Here is a 16290-nt window from a genome sequence, read left to right as displayed (position 1 = left end):
GCTCACCTAGCGGTTCAGACCGGTCAGTGCTTGCCCGGAACGTACTCGCCGGGCACCATCCGCGTTGTCACCGCGAACCGGTTCCACGCGTTGATCACCGTGATCGTGGCGATCAACTGAGCCAGTTCGGCCTCCTCGAAGTGCTCGGCGGCGCGAGCGAAGACGTCGTCGGGCACGAAGCCGTCGGTGAGCACGGTGACCGCTTCGGTCAACTCCAGTGCGGCGACCTCCTTCGCCGTATAGAAGTGCTTCGACTCGTGCCACGCGGAGAGCTGAATGACGCGCTCGGTCGTTTCGCCAGCGGCCAACGCGTCCTTCGAATGCATGTCGATGCAGAAGGCGCAATGGTTGATCTGCGACGCCCGGATCAACACCAGCTGCCGCAGAGCCGGGTCGAGGCCGTGGCGGGTCGCGGCGTCGAGACGGATCATCGCCTTGTATGCCTCGGGGGCCAGCTCTGCCATCGTGAGGCGAGGCGGTTGCACCGGAAGTCGTTCTGTCGTGGTCATAGTTTCGACCCTACGAGCGATTGGCACTCTGTTATGGTCCATTTCCGTGCGCGCGGAGTGGGCCAGTTCGCTGAGTGAAGACCTCCACCTCGACCTGCGCGGGCCTCGCCTGCGCGACGGCCTGATGGAGGCCCTGCGCGACGCCATCCGCACCGGGCGGCTCACGCCGGGCGCGAAGCTGCCGTCCAGCCGCACGCTCGGCGCGGATCTCGGCATCGCCCGGAACACCGTGGCGCAAGCGTATGCGGAACTTGTCGCCGAAGGCTGGCTCACCGCACGGCAAGGCGCCGCAACCCGGGTTGCGGCGCGCGCCGAAATCGCGCCCGCACCGGCCGTGCCCAAGCCAGCGTCGCGACACCGGATCGTGCACGACCTACGCCCCGGCCAACCCGATCTCTCCGCCTTCCCCCGCGCAGACTGGCTCAAAGCCGCGCGCCGCGCCCTGGGCGACGCGCCCGACGACGCGTTCGGCTACGGCGGTCCGTACGGCCGCCCAGAGCTACGCGAAGCTGTAGCCGCATACCTCGCCCGTACGCGCGGCGTACGCGCGCACCCGGACCAGATCATGCTGTCCACCGGTACGTCGCACAGTCTCATCGTGCTCGCCGAAGTGCTGAAGCAGCGTGAAGCGCGAGCAGTAGCCGTCGAGTCATACGGCCTGCAAGTACATCGCGCGCATCTCGCCAAGGTCGGCCTCGACACCCCGCAGTTGCCGGTCGACGCCGACGGCGCGATGGTCGAACGCCTCGACGAGCTGCCGGACGTCGGTGCTGTCTTGCTGACGCCGTCGCACCAGTTCCCGACCGGCGTCGCACTGCATCCGGACCGCCGCGCCGCGGTGGTGGACTGGGCGCGCCGGACCGGCGGCCTGGTGCTGGAGGACGACTACGACGGCGAGTTCCGCTACGACCGAAGCCCGGTCGGCGCGATGCAGGGCCTCGACCCGGAGCACGTGATTTACCTTGGCACCACAAGCAAAGCGCTCGCCCCGGGCCTGCGGCTGGGCTGGATGGCGCTGCCGCCGCGGATCGCCAGGGCCGCCGCCGAGGCCAAGGGCGAACGCGACCCGTTCTCGGGCGTGCTCGACCAGCTCACCATGGCCGAGTTCATCACTTCGGGCAGTTACGACCGGCACATCCGGGCGATGCGGCTGCACTACCGCCGCCGGCGCGACCAGCTCGTCGCGGCGCTGGCCGAGCACGCTCCGAACACACGGGTGACCGGTTTGTCCGCCGGCCTGCAGGTGCTGGTGGACGTCCCGTCCGGCGAGGAAGACGCTGTGGTGCAAGGGTCCGCGTGGCAGGGACTGGCCATGCACGGCCTCGGCGCGTTCCGGCATCCCGAAGCGCCCGCGGACCGCGACGCGCTGGTGATCGGCTTCAGCACCCCGTCGGCGAGCGCGTGGTCGGGCGCGCTGGCGGCGCTGTGCCGGGTGCTGCCTTGATCGCCTTACTCGACGCCGAGCATCACCTCCGTCGACTTGACCAGCGCGGTCACCGGCTTGCCGACCTCGAGTTCGAGTTCCTCGGCGGCGTCTTTGGTGATCGAGGCGACGACGGACTGCCCGCCGTCGAGCTGGACGGTGACCACGGTCATGACCGCACCGGGCTGGATCGCGGACACGGTGCCGGTGAGCTGGTTGCGAGTGGACAGACGCATGACTGGGAACTCCTTCGGAACTGGACGGAACACGGCCACAGTAAAGGGAAATCCGCCCCCTCGCCGTCGCCGTGCGCACCGTCCTGCGGCAGGTGCGGAGCCCGTCACTCCTCCGTGCCCTCAGGTGCTGCCGCTCACTGAGCGTGGCGCCGATTCTGCGTTTTAGCGAGTTTGGCGCCCGGCAGAGCGGGTAGCCGAAGTGCGAGGCACGAGAAGGGAGGACACCCATCGTGAACGACAAGGCCGAAAACAAGGCTGAAGAACTTAAGGGCCGCGCCAAGGAAGCCGTCGGGAACGCCACGGACAACGAGCAGTGGCAGGCCGAAGGCAAGGCGGAGCAGGGCAAGGGCAACCTCAAGCAGGCTGCCGAGAAGGTGAAGGACGCCTTCAAGAGCTCTAAGGACTGACCGCACGCAAGAGCAGAGAAGCCCGGGGCATCCGTGCCCCGGGCTTCTTCTTGTGCTCGAACTTGCACAACGCGCAAAGTTTGCGCGTTACGCAAGAAGCGCGCTATGGTGGGTCTCATGACCGAGCGACCGAACCTGCGAGACCGCCGCCGCCAAGAGACCCGGGTCGACATCTCCTGGGCGGCAATCCGGCTCACAGTCGAGCGCGGTCTGTCGAAAGTGACTATCGAGGACATCGCCCGCGAAGCGGGAGTTTCGCCACGCACCGTCAACAACTACTTCTCCAGCAAAGCCGAAGCGATCGTCGCGCGGCACCAGGATCGCGCTCGCGGGATCGCTGATCACCTCCGCGCGCGCCCAGCGACGGAACCGCTGTGGACCGCGCTGCGCGAAGCGACGCTCGCGCAGCTCAACGCCGACCGAGGCACCTCTTCGGGCGAAACGACCGACGCCCAATGGACGGCTGGGGTCCAGGTCATGATCGCCGAACCCGCACTGGCGGGCGAATTCCTCAAAGCCAACGCCGCGGCCGAAAAAGCACTGGCCGAAGCGATCGCGGAACGCCTCGGCGCGGACGTCCACGACCTCCGCGTCCAGCTCACCGCCACCACCGCGGGCGGCGTGCTCCGCGCAGTCATCCAGGAATGGGTGCGCGCCGACCCGCCCGCGGATCTGACCGACATCGTGCACCGGGCGTTCGACACGCTCGCCGAGGTGCTTCCCTGATCCCGCAAGGAGATCTCCATGTCCGCCATCGTCATCGCGGGCGCCGGGCCGAACGGCCTGATGCTCGCCGCCGAACTCTGCCTCGCCGGAGTCCGCCCCGTCGTCTTGGAGCGGCTCGCCGAACCTGACGGCGTGCGCCGTGCCAACGGTCTCGTCGGCCAGGTCGTGCCGTTGCTGCATCGTCGCGGGTTGTTCGGGAAGCTCGCCGGTGTCCACGAACCCACGCCGGCACCGCAGTTCGTCTTCGGCGCTTTCCCGGTCGAATTCGCCGACCTGCCCAGAAATCCGATGTATGTGCTGCCGCGGCCACAGCACGAAATGGAGCAGATCCTCGCCGAGCACGCCGCCGCGCTCGGGGCCGAGATCCGCCGTGGCCACGAAATCACCGGTTTCGCCCAGGACCAGAACTCGGTGACCGTGCAGGTGCAGGGCCCGGACGGGCCCTACGAAATCGCCGCCGACTACCTGGTCGGCGCGGACGGCGGACGCAGCACAGTGCGCAAGCTCGCCGGGATCGACTTTCCCGGCGTCACGTGGGACGAAACGGTGTCCCGCAGCGCGAATGTGCGGCTCCCGCAGTCCTTCGTCGATCCCGTGACCGGCGGGCTGAAGCTGGAGACCGGCGTTCTCTCGCCGTTCCAGCACCATCGGACCGAAACCGGAGTGTTCGTGTTCGCGCCATTCGACCCGGCAAACCCGACGCTGTCGGTCTCCGAACACAGCGGTGCCGCCGATTTCGCCGACGACGATCCGCTGACCCTCGAGGAATTGCGCGCGAGCGTGCAGCGGGTGCTCGGCGTCGACCTGCCTCTCGAACCGCCGTCCGGCCCAGGTCCGTTCCTGCTGCGCAGGCTGTCCGGCGGCAACACCCGGATCGCGGAGATGTACCGGCGGGGCCGAGTGCTGCTGGTCGGCGACGCGGCCCACGTGCATTCCGCGATCGGCGGCCCCGGGCTCAATCTCGGTCTGCAGGACGCCGCGAACCTCGCGTGGAAGCTCGCCGCGGAGGTGCGGGGCTGGGCTCCGCCGGGCCTGCTCGACAGCTACGAGGCCGAGCGCCGCCCGGTGAGCGAGCGCGTCGTGATGCACACGCAGGCGCAAAGCGCGCTCGTCGCACCCGGGCCGGAAGTCACCGCATTGCGCGAATTCTTCGGCCAGCTCCTGGCCTATCCGGAGGTGCGGCAGCACGTCGCCGATCTGATGTCCGGCGCGGACATCCACTACGGAACCGACCCGGACAGCGGCCGCTGGGCTCCCGACCTGCCGCTGGCCGACCCGGGCCCGCTCACCGCCGCGTACCAAGCCGCGCGCCCGGTGTTGCTGGACCTGACGCCCGGCGCTGCGCTCTCGGACGTGGCCGCACCGTGGCACGACCGCGTGACCACCGTGTCCACCACGGCAACTGGCGACGCACCCACCGCGCTGCTCATCCGCCCGGACGGTTACGTCGCCTGGTCCTCCACCGACGCCGAACCAGATGGCGAGGCGCTCCAAGCCGCACTCACGCAGTGGTTCGGCGCTCCGGTCAGGTCAGCCGTGTCGTCGCCACGTTGATGCGCGCCCCGGCCGGCAGCGTGCCGTCCGGGGCCACCAGCGACCGGGACGCCACCTTGAACGCGGTCCGCAGCCCCATCAGCTGCGTCTCGTCCAGGGCGTCGACCTGGTAGTAGGTGTCGTGGCACGTCTGCCAGACCGAATCCGGCGTGCCGGACAGGTCCACCAGCAGCTCGTGCCATCCGACCGGTGCGAATCCGGCCGGGCCGAGCAGCGCGTCCAGGCCTTCGCGGGTGCGGCTGCGCGGATCGCCGGAGGTCGGCACCTGCCGGTCGTCGGCCACTACCGCGAAGAGCGGCCGGGCGACCTTCAGGAACACCTCGAGCGCGTCGGTCCCGCCGCCGCCCACGCCGATCACGAAGGCGCCGCCGGGCCGCAGCACGCGGGCGGTCTCGGAGATCACCTTCTCGACGTCGGACATGAGCATCAGCGCCATATGCGACACGACCGCGTCGAAGCTGTCGTCCTCGAACGGCAGCTCCTGCGCGCGGCCCGGCCGCAGGTCCGCGTCGGCGAGCCCGGCCCGGCCGCGCGCGAGGTCCAGCTGTTTGGCGGAAAGGTCGATGCCGGCGAGCTTTTCGGTACCGCGAGCGGCGAGCACCGCCAGCAGCGCGCCGTCCCCGCAGCCGAGGTCGAGCACGCTGCGCGGCCGGCCGACGTGGTCGGCGAACGCCTCGTACACCGAGCGTCCGTCGACTCGGCCCCGCTCGGCCAGTTCGGACGCAGCTGCCGGGTTCCGGTCGTGAAAATCGCGCAGGAACTCTTCGGCGGGCGTCATCATGTCCGTGACGGTAGCGCGAACGGTCACTTCAGCAGCTCGGTTTTGGCCAGGTTGACGCACAATCCCGCCGGAAGCCGCCCGTCCGCGGTCCGCAGATGCTCGGTTTCGGCGAGAAAGGCCGCGCGCAGCCGGGCCAGCTGAGCATCGTCGAGGGTGTCGGTCGAGTAATACGATTCACAGCACAACGTCCACGCCTTGTCCGGAGCGGCGGTCAGGTCGATCTCGTACGGCTCCCAGGAAACCGGCGCGAAGCCAGCCGGAGCGAGCACCTCGTCAATCCCCTCGCGATGAGACGTGCGCCGCTCGGCGGTGTAGGTGGCCTGTCGTTCCTCCGGCACCTCCCGGAACAGCGGCCGGGCCAATTCCAGGAACACCGGAGTCGCGCCGGTCGATTCGGGACCGCCGACGACCGTCGCGAAGATTCCGTGCGGAACCAGCACCCTCGCGATCTCGGCGACGACTTCCTCGGGGTTGTCCATGAGCATGAACGCCATGTGCGACACGACCGCGTCGTAACTGCCGTCCTCGAACGGCAGCTCCTGCGCCCGCCCGTGACGAAGGTCCGCACCGGTCAGTTCGGGCCGTTGCCGGGCAAGAGCGAGCTGTCCCGCGGACAGGTCGACGCCAGCGAGCTTCTCCGCCCCGCGCCGGGCGAAAACGGCCAGCAGCGCACCGTCGCCGCACCCGAGATCGAGCACCCGGCTCGCGGGCGCGACCCGATCAGCCAGGACCTCGTAACTCGTCCGGCCGTCCTCGGTCACCCGGCCGGACTCGATCAGCACGGACATCGCGTCCGGTTTGCGATCGTGGTACTCGCGCAGGTAATTCTCCGCGGCAGAGGTCATGCTCCGACGGTAGCGAATTCCTGGTACCCCTGTGGCATGGACGAAGAAGCTCTGCTCGGCATCGACGTCGGCACGACCGCGGTGAAAGTCGCGGCGTTCGCGCCGGACGGCCGGGAACTCGCGGCGCACTCCGTGCCCTACCCGATCACGCGGCCGCGTCCCGGCTGGGCCGAGCAGGACCCGGAAGTCTGGTGGCGCGCAACGGAAACCGCGCTCCGCACCGTCCTTTCCGGACTGCCCGCCGGTTCCGTGCGCGCGGCCGGGATCGTCAGCCAGGTCAACACCCATCTGCTCGTCGGCGAAGACCTGCGTCCGCTCGCTCCGGCGGTGATCTGGCAGGACCAGCGCTGCGCGGAGATCGCCGCGGAACTCGACGCACGATTCACCGACGACGACAAAAAACGCATCTGGGGCGGGCCGATCACGCTCGATGCGTCGTTCGCCGGTGCCCGGGCCGCGTGGTTCGCGCGCGAGCAACCGGAGCTGTGGTCCCGCGCGCGATGGATGCTGAGCCCCAAGGATTTCATCGGCGCGCGGCTCACCGGACGGATCGCGACCGACCTGCTGTCCGGCGTGCGCATCGCAGACGCGTCCGGCTATCTGCCCGAGGCAGTCGCACTCGTGGACGGACTCGGCGACCGTCTGCCGGAACTGCTCGCTCCGGAGGAACCACTCGGCCACGCTGCCGTACTGGGCGACGCCCCGGTCGTCGTAGGAACCATGGACGCGTTCGGCGCCGTTTTCGGTACCCGCACAACGGAACCGGGCCGCGCGATGGTCGCCTGCGGGACGTCGTTGGTGGTCGCGGCCGCCTCGCACCGGCACAACTCGGTCCGTGGCCTGGTCACCTTCCCGCCGCGCGGCGATCTCGTCGTGCACGCCGGGCCAACACAAGCAGCAGGCGACGCGGTGCGCTGGTGGAGCCGGGCATCCGGATTGTCCGTGCCTGAAGTGTTCGCTTCCGCCGCGGACGGCACGCCCGGTGTGGTGTTCCTACCGCACCTGCAAGGCGAACGCGCGCCGCTCTGGGACCCGGACCTGCGCGGCAGCTTCCTCGGGCTGACCTCGTCCACTACCACCGCTGACCTGTCCCGAGCCGTCCTCACCGGAGTCGCCTTTTCGGCACGGCACGTGCTGGAAACCGTCGAGGAAGCCTGCGGCGAACGCCTCCCGTCGGTGACATTCTCGGGCGGCGGCGCACGCAGTGACCTCTGGACCCAACTCCACGCCGACGCGCTCTCCCGCCCGGTCGAACGCCTCCGCGTGCACGACAGCGCCGCGCTCGGCGCTGCCTTGCTCGGCGCAGTCGGCGCGGGCCGGTACCCGGACATCGAAACCGCCGCAGCCTCGACCGTCGCCGTCGAGCGCACCTTCGCCCCCGGGACGGACTTGACCGGACTGTACGAGGCGTATCGCGCGGCACACGAAGGGCTCGCAAGAGTGCACGAACGGCTGGCGCGATGGTGATCTAATGACCAGCATGGAAACCCGCCGCTACGGCACCGAGCCCAGCCAGTTCGTCGAACTCCACGGGACCCCGGGCGGACGGGGCACCGCGATCCTGCTGCATGGCGGATGGTGGCGCGCCCGGCACGACCTGCACCAGCTCGACCCGATGGCCGCCGACCTCGTCGCCGCCGGCTGGTACGTGGCGAACGTCGAATACCGGCGGATCGACGGCGACACCGGCGGCTGGCCGCAAACCCTCGACGACGTCCGAGCGGCGATCGCCGCCGTCGAACGTCCGGCCGCGCTGCCGACAGTCGCGATCGGACACTCCGCGGGCGGACACCTGGCCCTGCTGGCCGGCGGCGCGCTCTCCGGCGTCGTCGCACTGGCTCCGATCACCGACGTCCCGCGCGCCCGGACCGAAGAACTGGGCGAAGGCGCCGCTGGCCTGTTCCTGACCGGCGACGACCCGGCGGCGTCGCCGGTCCGGCAACTCCCGATCGGCTGCCCGCAACTGGTCGTCCACGGCGACGCCGACGTCCGGGTCCCGGTGGCGCACAGCCGCGACTACGTGGCCGCGGCAAAAGCGGCAGGTGACGACGTGGACTACGTCGAGCTTCCCGGCGTCGACCACTTCCGCCTGATCGACCCGGCCGACGAGCCATGGCAGTCCGCCCGCGCATGGCTCGGCCAGCGGTTCAGCTAACACCGGACCCCGGCAGGCCACGGCTGCCCGATCAATCCAGCCGACCCACCGCAGATCACTCGCCTGACGCATCAGCTAGCAGCAGTCCGCCCGCGCACGGCCCAACCAGCGGTTCAGCTAACGCCGCACCCCGGCAGGCCACCGCTGCCCGATCAATCCAGCCGACCCACCGCAGATCACTCGCCCCGACGCATCAGCTAGCAGCAGCCCGCCCGCGCACGGCCCGACCAGCGGTCCGCCGCAACGCCCGGTCAGCACATCCGCCCGGTTGACCCGTGCCAGCCCTGCCGGTGGTTCAGCTGACGTCCGCCTCGACGAACCGGTGCCCGGCGGTGTTCTCGATGACCACCGCCGCCACCTGTGCCGGGTCGACGACCGCCGTGCCGTAGAGGTTCGCGCCGTCCCGGGCCGCTCGTTCCGACACCATCCAGCCGCCCGCGACCTGGCGCTCGCCGTTCTTGCCGAGGACGACGAGAAGGCATTTCTGCCCGGCGGGGATGCCCTTCACCGAACCGTCCACGCGGACCCAGCCGGGTTCCGGCACGATGCTCGCGGTCAGCCGGGTCTGCCCGCTGGCGTCCGCGCCGGACACCACCTTCGTGCCAGGAACCGCACTGGTCGACGGCGGCGGCGTGGTCGGCACCGCCACTTCGGGCCCGGACGAACTGCGCCCCACCATCACCCCGACGCCCAACACGACCGCAGCCACCACGACCGCGGCGACGATAGCCATCGACCGTCCCCGCCCGGCTTGCGCGCGTGCCTCGGCCCGCACCTGGTTCACGGTCCGCTGCATCACGAGGTCCGCTCCCACCGGCGGTCCGTCCAGCAAGGCCTCCGGCGGCAGCTCGCCGAGGAAACTTTGCACCTCCCGCAGGGACGCGGCCTCGGCCCGGCACCGCTCGCAGCCGTCCAGATGCGCCTCGACGTCGCGCTGCTCGCCCGACCCGAGCTGACCGGTCAGGTATCCCGCCAGGTCGACGTGCTCGTCGGCTGTGTTCATCCGGCCACCCCTTCCGCTCGCCGGAACTCTTCCCGCAACGCCCGCAGCCCGTAATACGAGCGGGATTTGACCGTGCCCGGGGGAATCCCGAGCCGCTCAGCCGCTTCCGCGACACTGCGCCCCTGCAGATACATCTGCTCGAGCACCTCGCGATGCTCCGGAGAAAGCCCGTCGAGTGCCGCGAGCACCACCATCGAGTCGACGACCTGATCGGCATGGTCCCGCTCGACCGGCACACCCGCCGGCGACTCGGCGACCTCCTGCGGCCGCGCCTCCTTCGCCCGGAAACGGTCGATCACCAGGTTCCGCACCACGGTCAGCAACCACCCGCGCACGGACCCGCGCCCGTTGACCAGGCTGTCCGGACTGCGCCACGCGCGGACCAGCGCCTCCTGCACCACGTCCTCCGCCGCCGCGCGGTCGCCGAGCAACCGCGTGGCGTAAGCGAGCATCGCCCGCCCGTGCTCCTCGAAAAGCGCGCGGACCAGCGCCTCGTCCGCAACCGCCCGCCGGTGACGGGCCCTGAACCCGGCCATGCCCCGATCATCCTCCCGATCGGGGCCGATTGTCCCGCAGCGGAGGTGTATCGCTTCCTGCCGGTGCCGCTTTGGTCACGGTGCCGATCCGTTCCGCAACCGAATCGCCCCCCCTGGTGCGGGTCCCATCACGAACCCGCTTCCTATCGCAGCCGAGGACTGCCACTCCCCGCCCAGCACCGCACCGGTCACGAAGCCGCTTCAGTCCGCCGCCGAGCTCTGCCGGTTCCTCCGCCCTTCGCGCTGGAGGCCGCTGTCCGCTCGGGTCGCTCGCCCGATCGGTGCAGTTCCCGGTCTGTCGCCGCTGCCTGGCCGGTGCGGCTTCCGCGATGGGTGCCGCTTCCCCGATCGATACCCGCCCACCAGCGTGGTTCCGCCGACACGATCGGGGAACACACCGCCTCCAGGCCCCGGACCTGGGCTAAGTTCGAAATCGATCCGGCCGGAAGGCTTGCTCACCAGGTCGGCGCACGCCGGTGCCGTGCACTGGGATCACCGCTCCGGCCGCCCGACCGCCCTGGAGCCGCCGGGAGCGCTGCGCACACCGCCCTCCCGGCGGCTCCGGGGCACCTTGGGCCCGTTGCGCTCCGTGCCTGGCGAACGGCGAGGTTCGTGCCGGTGCGCTGAGGCTGCCCGTGGCCGTTGTCCCGAAGCTCGCCAGCCACCGCCAGCCGTCACGCCAGCGAACGCGTGCGGATATGGTGGCAGCCTCGCGAGCCGGGTCGGGAACCCACACCAATGACCACCAGCACCGGACGCCGCCGCGCACATCTCATCCCAAGGTCAGCGCGGCCGTTCAGCGACCCGTCAGTCCACAAAGGACTCAGGCGGCAGCGGCTCCGAGATCCGTCAGCACGACCGGGCTCGCCGGTGCGCCCCGGCGGCGGGCGATTCTCACCAGTCCCCGGCGGCGCAGCCGGTCCATCGCCTGCGTTTCCCACAGCGGAACCCGCCCGCCGACCGACCACAGGTAGCACTCCCCGGCGAATCCGTTGTGGACCACCACCAGCCCGCGCCGGACGTCGTCCAGTGCGTGTACGTCCTCCTCGACGAGCACCATGACCGGCTCCCTCCGTCCCTCTCATGGTGAAACTTCCGGGGCCTCCGGCACATCCGGGAATTCACCTCAGGGGTTCCCTGGAGAAATGGGGTCGCTCTCGTTTCGCGGGTCTGGCAGGATCCGATTTCGTGCGGCCGCCGACGATCGCGTGCGACGAGTCCGGTTCGGAGGGCGTGAACCTGATCGGGGCGAACACCGCGGTATTCGCGCACGCCGCGGTCCGGCTGGAACCCGAGGCCGCCGCGGAATGTGTTACGCGGCTGAGGGAACTCATCGGTTCACCCGCGCTCGAGTACAAAGCCAACCACCTCCTGCGCGCCAAGAACCGCGCCGCGCTGGAATGGCTGCTCACCGAGCCTCTCGCCGACAACGCCAGCGTGCTGCTCGTCGACAAAGCCCTGTTCCTGGCGGGCAAAATCGTCGACCTTCTCATCGACCAGACCCCGTACCCGGAATGCCTGCGGTGCCGTCCGGACGCCCGCGCCCGCGCCTTGCACCGAGACGGCCCGCGTATCCACGGCACCTGCCGCTGGTCCGAATTCCTGCGCTCGTTCACCGGACTGCTGCGGACTTCGAACCGCCGTCTCCCCGCGACCACGCCTGCTCGCTTCTTCGCCCAGACGGACGTCCTCGGCGATTGGGTTGCGGCTCGCCCGCGACTGACTGCTCTGCGCGACCAGCTTCTCGCCGACCCCGGCCTCGTCTCGCCGCTCGATCCGTTGATGCCCGCCCTCGCCGACACGATCGCGTTCTGGCGTCCGGACAAGGTCATCCACGACGAGCAGCCGTCCCTCACCCCGGCGCGGCTCGCGCAGCTGATCGATCCGGTGCCGCAGTGGCGATTCGTCGACTCGAAGTCCGAACCGCGGGTCCAGATAGCCGATTTCCTGGCCGGAGTCGCCCGCAGGCTGACCGAAGAGACCCTGCACGGCGGCGGGGACGCGGATCTGGTCACGCTGCTGCGGCCGTACGTGCTTCCGGCCTCGGTCTGGATCGGGGATCCAGCGGACTAGCGGCACACAGGCTTGAAGTGCCCAGCAGAAAGGTCACAAATCCCGCGGGTTGACGACGTGTACCGCCGCTTCCTCCGCTGAGGCCGCACCACCGTCGATGCCGATGTCCGAGGCATACAACTCGGCCTCGGTTTCCGGGCCGAAGCCTGCGTTCGAGGCAACCAGGCGCCCCGCGCGGAAGTCGCCGACCTCGTCATCGACGAGTTCGCCGTCGGTGTCTTCGGTGTCGCCCAGGCCGTCGCCGTCAGTCGCGCGGATGTCCGGGAGTTCGCGGGCCAGCCTGCCCGCCCAGCTTTCCCCGGTGGCTTCTTCGGAGGCGGTGGTGCCCCAGTCGCGAGTCGCGAGTGGACGTTCCGGCGGCGAGTAGCCCTCGTCGTAAGGATCGCCCTCCTCCAGGGTGTCCTCCGGATCCAGCAAGCCGGTGTCGGCGTTGTCTTCGATGTCGTCGTCCACTGCTCCTCCTTCCCGCGTGCCCAGGCTACTGCCGCCCGCTAGCCTCTGCGCGCACGTAGGGTGGAGGAACGATGACTCAGTGGAGCGGGCCCACGCTGATCGCCGTGTTCGCCGGATTCGGGCTGGCGTTCGTTCTGGTGGTTCCGTATGTCGCGATCAGCTATCGCAAACGCGGCGAGCTCGGTCTGCTGCGCGCGATCGCGGCACCGGCCTTCCTCGTGTACTGCTTCGCGCTGGTCACCTACACGCTGCTGCCGTTGCCGAACGTCGACGCCGCGTACTGCGCGACGCACGAAGCGCTTCGGCACCCGGTGTGGAATCCGCTCCAGTTCCTGGAAGACATGCGGCAGTTCGACACTGGATTGCTCGATAATCCGGCGCTGCGGCAGGTGTTGTTCAACGTCGCGTTCTTCGTGCCGTGGGGCGTGTTCCTGCGGCGTTTGTTCGGGCGGAGCGTCGGATTCGCCATCGTCAGCGGGTTCTTGGTGTCGCTTGCCATCGAAACGACCCAGCTGACCGGCGGGTGGTTCCTGATGGAGTGCCCGTACCGGCTGTTCGACACCGGCGACCTGCTCTCCAACACCGTCGGCGCGGGGATCGGCGCGCTGCTCGCGCCCGTGGTGCGCCGTTCCGGACGGCTGCGTCCGGACGAACCGCGTCCAGTCCTGGCTCGGCGGCGGCTGCTGGGCATGGTGCTCGATCTGATCTCGGTCACGCTGGCGGGTGTCGTGCTGAGCACGATCGCGCTCGCGGTCCAGTACGTCACGAAGGGCACGCTGCAGAACAACACGCTGATCGACGACGTCCTCGGCCGATGGGTGCCCACCGCGGTTCTGCTGTTGTTCGTGCCGCTGGCGGGCAACGGCGCGACGCCTGGTCAATGCGCCGTTCTGCTGACGATGGTGCGCGAGGACGGGCGGCCACCGTCAATGCTCCAGTCGATCGTTCGGTTCCTGGTCGGTTCGGGCGGCTACTTCATCCTGGTCGGTTTGAATTCCGGGTGGACGTCGCTGTGGCTGCTGGCGCATCTGGTGTTCATGGTCTTCACGCGGGGACATCGGGGCCTGACCGGGCTGGCGTGCGGGTTGTCCGTCGTCGACACGAGGGCGGCGGATCGGGAGCCAGTTGCCCCGCCAGGGTGATGTCGTTTTTTCGCGAGGTTTCGCGCGCGGGGCGGGGCAGACTGGTCGGCGTGTACGAGGAGACCGAACGCTGTGTCCGCGCGGTGCAGTCGAAGGACGACCGGTTCGACGGGTGGTTCTTCACCGCGGTGCTGACGACGCGGATCTACTGCCGGCCGAGTTGCCCGGTGGTGCCGCCCAAGGTCGAGAACATGCGCTTCTACCCCAGCGCGGCCGCCGCGCAGGCCGCCGGATTCCGTGCCTGCAAACGCTGCCGACCTGACGCGTCACCCGGTTCGCCGCAGTGGAACGAGCGCGCCGACGTCGTGGCGCGCGCGATGCGCCTGATCGGCGACGGGGTCGTCGACCGGGAAGGCGTGCAGGGCCTGGCCGATCGGCTGGGGTACAGCGTCCGGCAGGTGGAACGCCAGGTGCAGGCCGAACTGGGCGCGGGCCCGCTCGCACTCGCCCGGGCTCAGCGCGCCGAGACCGCCCGGTTGCTGATCGAAACCACCACGATGCCGATGAGCGATATCGCGCACGCCGCCGGGTTCTCCAGCATCCGGACGTTCAACGAAACCGTACGGGCAGTTTTCGCCCTGACGCCGAGCGAACTGCGCTCGCGCGTCCGCGGCGGCAAACGGACCAAGTCGCCGGGCGTGCTGTCGCTGCGGCTCCCGTTCCGGCGGCCGCTGTGCCCGGACAACCTGTTCGGGCACCTGATCGCCACCGCGGTCCCGGGCGTCGAGGAATGGCGCGACGGCGCTTACCGCCGCACCCTGCGACTGCCGCACGGCCACGGCGTGGTGTCGCTCCGCCCGGAGCCGGACCACGTCGCGTGCCGCCTGAGCCTGACCGACCTGCGCGACCTGGCCGCCGCGATCAGCCGTTGCCGCTGGCTGCTGGACCTCGACGCCGACCCAGTGGCCGTCGACGACCAGCTCGCCGCCGACCCGACCCTCGCTCCCCTGGTGGCCGCCGCTCCCGGCAGACGCGTCCCGCGCACGACCGACGGAGCCGAGTTCGCCGTGCGAGCCGTCCTCGGCCAACAGGTCTCGACCGCGGCCGCCCGCACCCACGCAGCACGCCTGGTGCTTGCGCACGGCACCCCGATCGAGGACCGGGAAGGCGGCCTGACGCACCTGTTCCCGTCGCCCGAGGACCTGGCCGACCTGGACCCGGAAACGCTGGCCATGCCGAAGTCCCGCCGCGCGACCCTGCTCGGCCTCGTGTCGGCCCTGGTCTCCGGCGACGTCGACCTGACCGCCGGCGGCGATTGGGTCCACGCCCGCGCGCAACTGGCCGCGCTGCCCGGTTTCGGCCCGTGGACGGTCGAGAGCATCGCCATGCGCGCCCTCGGCGATCCGGACGCCTTCGTCGCGACCGACCTGGGCGTGAAGATCGCCGCCGAAACCCTAGGCCTGCCAACGAGTCCAGCCGCCTTGATCGCACACGCCACCCGGTGGCAGCCATGGCGCGCGTACGCGGTCCAACACCTCTGGGCTACCGGCGACCACCCGATCAACCGGATTCCCGAGGAGGAATCGGCATGACCGTGGTGCACACCGTCATCGACAGTCCCGAAGGCCCGCTGCCCCTCATGGCCCGCGACGGCGGCCTGGCCGGCCTGTACATCGGCGACGAGCAGTACCGCCCGCCACGCGCCGCCTTCGGCGACCGGGACGACCGCCCGTTTGTCGCGGCGACGCGTCAGCTGAACGAGTACTTCGCCGGCGACCGGGTCGAGTTCGACCTTCCGTTAGCTTTCAGCGGCACTCCTTTCCAAGAGACGGTGTGGCGGGCGCTCCTGCAGATCCCGTACGGCGAGACGACGACCTACCGAGAGCTGGCCGAGTCGATCGGCCGCCCCACGGCGTCCCGTGCGGTCGGCCTGGCGAACGGCCGGAACCCCATCGGCATCGTGGTGCCGTGCCACCGGGTGCTGGGCAGCGACGGCTCGCTGACCGGCTACGCGGCTGGGGTCGAGTGCAAGCGGAGGTTGCTGGAGCTTGAGCGCGGCAGACGGAAAGGATCGGCTCCGGCTGAGCCAACCCGAAGCCAGGGCTAGGAGACCGGACGGGCTGGCTCGAGCCGCCATCTCGCCTCGCTCTGCCTGCCCGACCTGCCTGCCCGACCTGCCTGCCCGACCTGCCTGCCCGCCCGACCTGCCTGCCCGACCCGGCTGCACGCACGACCCGCCTGCGCGATCGACCTGTCTCGGGATCGGCGTGCCAGCCCGGTCGAGCCGCGTGCCCGCACGACGCGGCTACCCGGCCGAGCCCGCCTCGCTTCGCCCGGCAGTCCGCAACGCCACACCCAACTCACTCAACCCAGTCCGCCCGCAAGACCAGACCCGACCCACTCGGTCCTGCTCTCCGGCCCGGTCGAGCCCGGCTCGCTTCGCCCGGCCGCTCCACAACGCACACCCGACACGCTCAACCCAATCCGCCCGCAAGAGCAGACCCGAC

The 16290-nt window shown here is 70.1% G+C and carries 18 protein-coding genes; 10 read left to right on the top strand and 8 right to left on the bottom strand.

Annotated elements, in window-relative coordinates; translation table 11 throughout:
- Nucleotides 1–23 precede the first annotated feature (23 nt).
- A complete protein-coding gene (locus ATK30_RS29245; RefSeq protein WP_101438221.1) occupies nucleotides 24–509 on the bottom strand; it encodes a carboxymuconolactone decarboxylase family protein in 486 nt (161 codons plus the stop codon).
- 46 nt (nucleotides 510–555) lie between these two features.
- On the opposite strand from ATK30_RS29245, the gene pdxR reads away from it, so the two are divergent.
- Entirely contained in the window at nucleotides 556–1953 is a 1398-nt protein-coding gene (gene pdxR / locus ATK30_RS29240; RefSeq protein WP_101438220.1) for a MocR-like pyridoxine biosynthesis transcription factor PdxR, read from the top strand.
- 5 nt (nucleotides 1954–1958) lie between these two features.
- Here pdxR and ATK30_RS29235 read toward each other — a convergent pair whose 3' ends face one another.
- Nucleotides 1959–2168, bottom strand: coding sequence for a TOBE domain-containing protein (locus tag ATK30_RS29235; RefSeq protein ID WP_037363926.1), 210 nt, complete (start codon nucleotides 2166–2168; stop codon nucleotides 1959–1961).
- 230 nt (nucleotides 2169–2398) lie between these two features.
- Between ATK30_RS29235 and ATK30_RS29230 the strand changes: the two genes are divergently transcribed.
- From ATK30_RS29230 to ATK30_RS29220, 3 genes are all read left to right on the top strand, one after another.
- Nucleotides 2399–2575 (top strand): CsbD family protein, encoded by a 177-nt coding sequence (locus ATK30_RS29230; RefSeq protein WP_101438219.1) that lies wholly within the window; start codon nucleotides 2399–2401, stop codon nucleotides 2573–2575.
- Between the two features lie 117 nt (nucleotides 2576–2692).
- On the top strand, nucleotides 2693–3301 hold the full coding sequence (locus ATK30_RS29225) for a TetR/AcrR family transcriptional regulator (protein WP_101441128.1): 609 nt from the start codon (nucleotides 2693–2695) through the stop codon (nucleotides 3299–3301).
- 18 nt (nucleotides 3302–3319) lie between these two features.
- Nucleotides 3320–4855 (top strand): FAD-dependent monooxygenase, encoded by a 1536-nt coding sequence (locus tag ATK30_RS29220; protein ID WP_101438218.1) that lies wholly within the window; start codon nucleotides 3320–3322, stop codon nucleotides 4853–4855.
- Here ATK30_RS29220 and ATK30_RS29215 read toward each other — a convergent pair.
- Both ATK30_RS29215 and ATK30_RS29210 read right to left on the bottom strand, forming a co-directional pair.
- Nucleotides 4827–5636, bottom strand: coding sequence for a class I SAM-dependent methyltransferase (locus ATK30_RS29215; RefSeq protein ID WP_101441127.1), 810 nt, complete (start codon nucleotides 5634–5636; stop codon nucleotides 4827–4829). The genes ATK30_RS29220 and ATK30_RS29215 overlap by 29 nt on opposite strands.
- 23 nt (nucleotides 5637–5659) lie before the next feature.
- Nucleotides 5660–6481, bottom strand: coding sequence for a class I SAM-dependent methyltransferase (locus ATK30_RS29210; protein ID WP_101438217.1), 822 nt, complete (start codon nucleotides 6479–6481; stop codon nucleotides 5660–5662).
- Nucleotides 6482–6517: 36 nt separating this feature from the next.
- On the opposite strand from ATK30_RS29210, the gene ATK30_RS29205 reads away from it, so the two are divergent.
- A complete protein-coding gene (locus ATK30_RS29205; protein ID WP_101438216.1) occupies nucleotides 6518–7948 on the top strand; it encodes an FGGY-family carbohydrate kinase in 1431 nt (476 codons plus the stop codon).
- 4 nt (nucleotides 7949–7952) lie between these two features.
- Nucleotides 7953–8636 carry an alpha/beta hydrolase family protein gene (locus ATK30_RS29200; RefSeq protein ID WP_101438215.1) on the top strand — a complete coding sequence of 228 codons (684 nt, stop codon included), beginning with the start codon at nucleotides 7953–7955 and terminating at the stop codon, nucleotides 8634–8636.
- Nucleotides 8637–8931: 295 nt separating this feature from the next.
- On the opposite strand, the gene ATK30_RS29195 is transcribed toward ATK30_RS29200, so the two are convergent.
- The 3 genes from ATK30_RS29195 to ATK30_RS29185 all read right to left on the bottom strand — a co-directional run bounded on the left by ATK30_RS29195 (nucleotide 8932) and on the right by ATK30_RS29185 (nucleotide 11235).
- On the bottom strand, nucleotides 8932–9639 hold the full coding sequence (locus ATK30_RS29195) for an anti-sigma factor family protein (protein ID WP_101438214.1): 708 nt from the start codon (nucleotides 9637–9639) through the stop codon (nucleotides 8932–8934).
- Complete coding sequence (locus ATK30_RS29190) at nucleotides 9636–10175, bottom strand: sigma-70 family RNA polymerase sigma factor (RefSeq protein WP_101438213.1); 540 nt, start codon at nucleotides 10173–10175, stop codon at nucleotides 9636–9638. Before ATK30_RS29190 ends, ATK30_RS29195 begins: the two co-directional genes overlap by 4 nt.
- An 823-nt stretch (nucleotides 10176–10998) precedes the next feature.
- Nucleotides 10999–11235, bottom strand: a complete 237-nt coding sequence (locus ATK30_RS29185) for a hypothetical protein (protein WP_101438212.1) — start codon at nucleotides 11233–11235, stop codon at nucleotides 10999–11001.
- Nucleotides 11236–11363: 128 nt separating this feature from the next.
- On the opposite strand from ATK30_RS29185, the gene ATK30_RS29180 reads away from it, so the two are divergent.
- Nucleotides 11364–12248: a DUF3800 domain-containing protein gene (locus ATK30_RS29180; RefSeq protein ID WP_167442026.1), complete on the top strand. Its 885-nt coding sequence runs from the start codon at nucleotides 11364–11366 to the stop codon at nucleotides 12246–12248.
- Between the two features lie 33 nt (nucleotides 12249–12281).
- On the opposite strand, the gene ATK30_RS29175 is transcribed toward ATK30_RS29180, so the two are convergent.
- Nucleotides 12282–12701 carry a DUF5709 domain-containing protein gene (locus ATK30_RS29175; RefSeq protein WP_101438210.1) on the bottom strand — a complete coding sequence of 140 codons (420 nt, stop codon included), beginning with the start codon at nucleotides 12699–12701 and terminating at the stop codon, nucleotides 12282–12284.
- 71 nt (nucleotides 12702–12772) lie between these two features.
- Between ATK30_RS29175 and ATK30_RS29170 the strand changes: the two genes are divergently transcribed.
- Genes ATK30_RS29170 through ATK30_RS29160 form a run of 3 tightly spaced genes read left to right on the top strand, consistent with a single transcriptional unit; the run spans nucleotide 12773 to nucleotide 15890 of the window.
- Nucleotides 12773–13843, top strand: a complete 1071-nt coding sequence (locus ATK30_RS29170) for a VanZ family protein (RefSeq protein ID WP_101438209.1) — start codon at nucleotides 12773–12775, stop codon at nucleotides 13841–13843.
- Between the two features lie 50 nt (nucleotides 13844–13893).
- On the top strand, nucleotides 13894–15375 hold the full coding sequence (locus ATK30_RS29165) for an AlkA N-terminal domain-containing protein (protein WP_101441126.1): 1482 nt from the start codon (nucleotides 13894–13896) through the stop codon (nucleotides 15373–15375).
- Nucleotides 15372–15890 carry a methylated-DNA--[protein]-cysteine S-methyltransferase gene (locus ATK30_RS29160; RefSeq protein WP_101438208.1) on the top strand — a complete coding sequence of 173 codons (519 nt, stop codon included), beginning with the start codon at nucleotides 15372–15374 and terminating at the stop codon, nucleotides 15888–15890. The genes ATK30_RS29165 and ATK30_RS29160 overlap by 4 nt, the downstream gene beginning before the upstream one ends.
- The last annotated feature ends 400 nt before the right edge of the window (nucleotides 15891–16290 follow it).

This window comes from Amycolatopsis echigonensis (genome assembly GCF_002846615.1).
In the GTDB taxonomy this organism is placed as follows: Bacteria; Actinomycetota; Actinomycetes; order Mycobacteriales; family Pseudonocardiaceae; genus Amycolatopsis; species Amycolatopsis echigonensis.
Note: the sequence above shows the minus strand (reverse complement) of the source record. Positions and strands in the feature narration are given on the sequence as shown.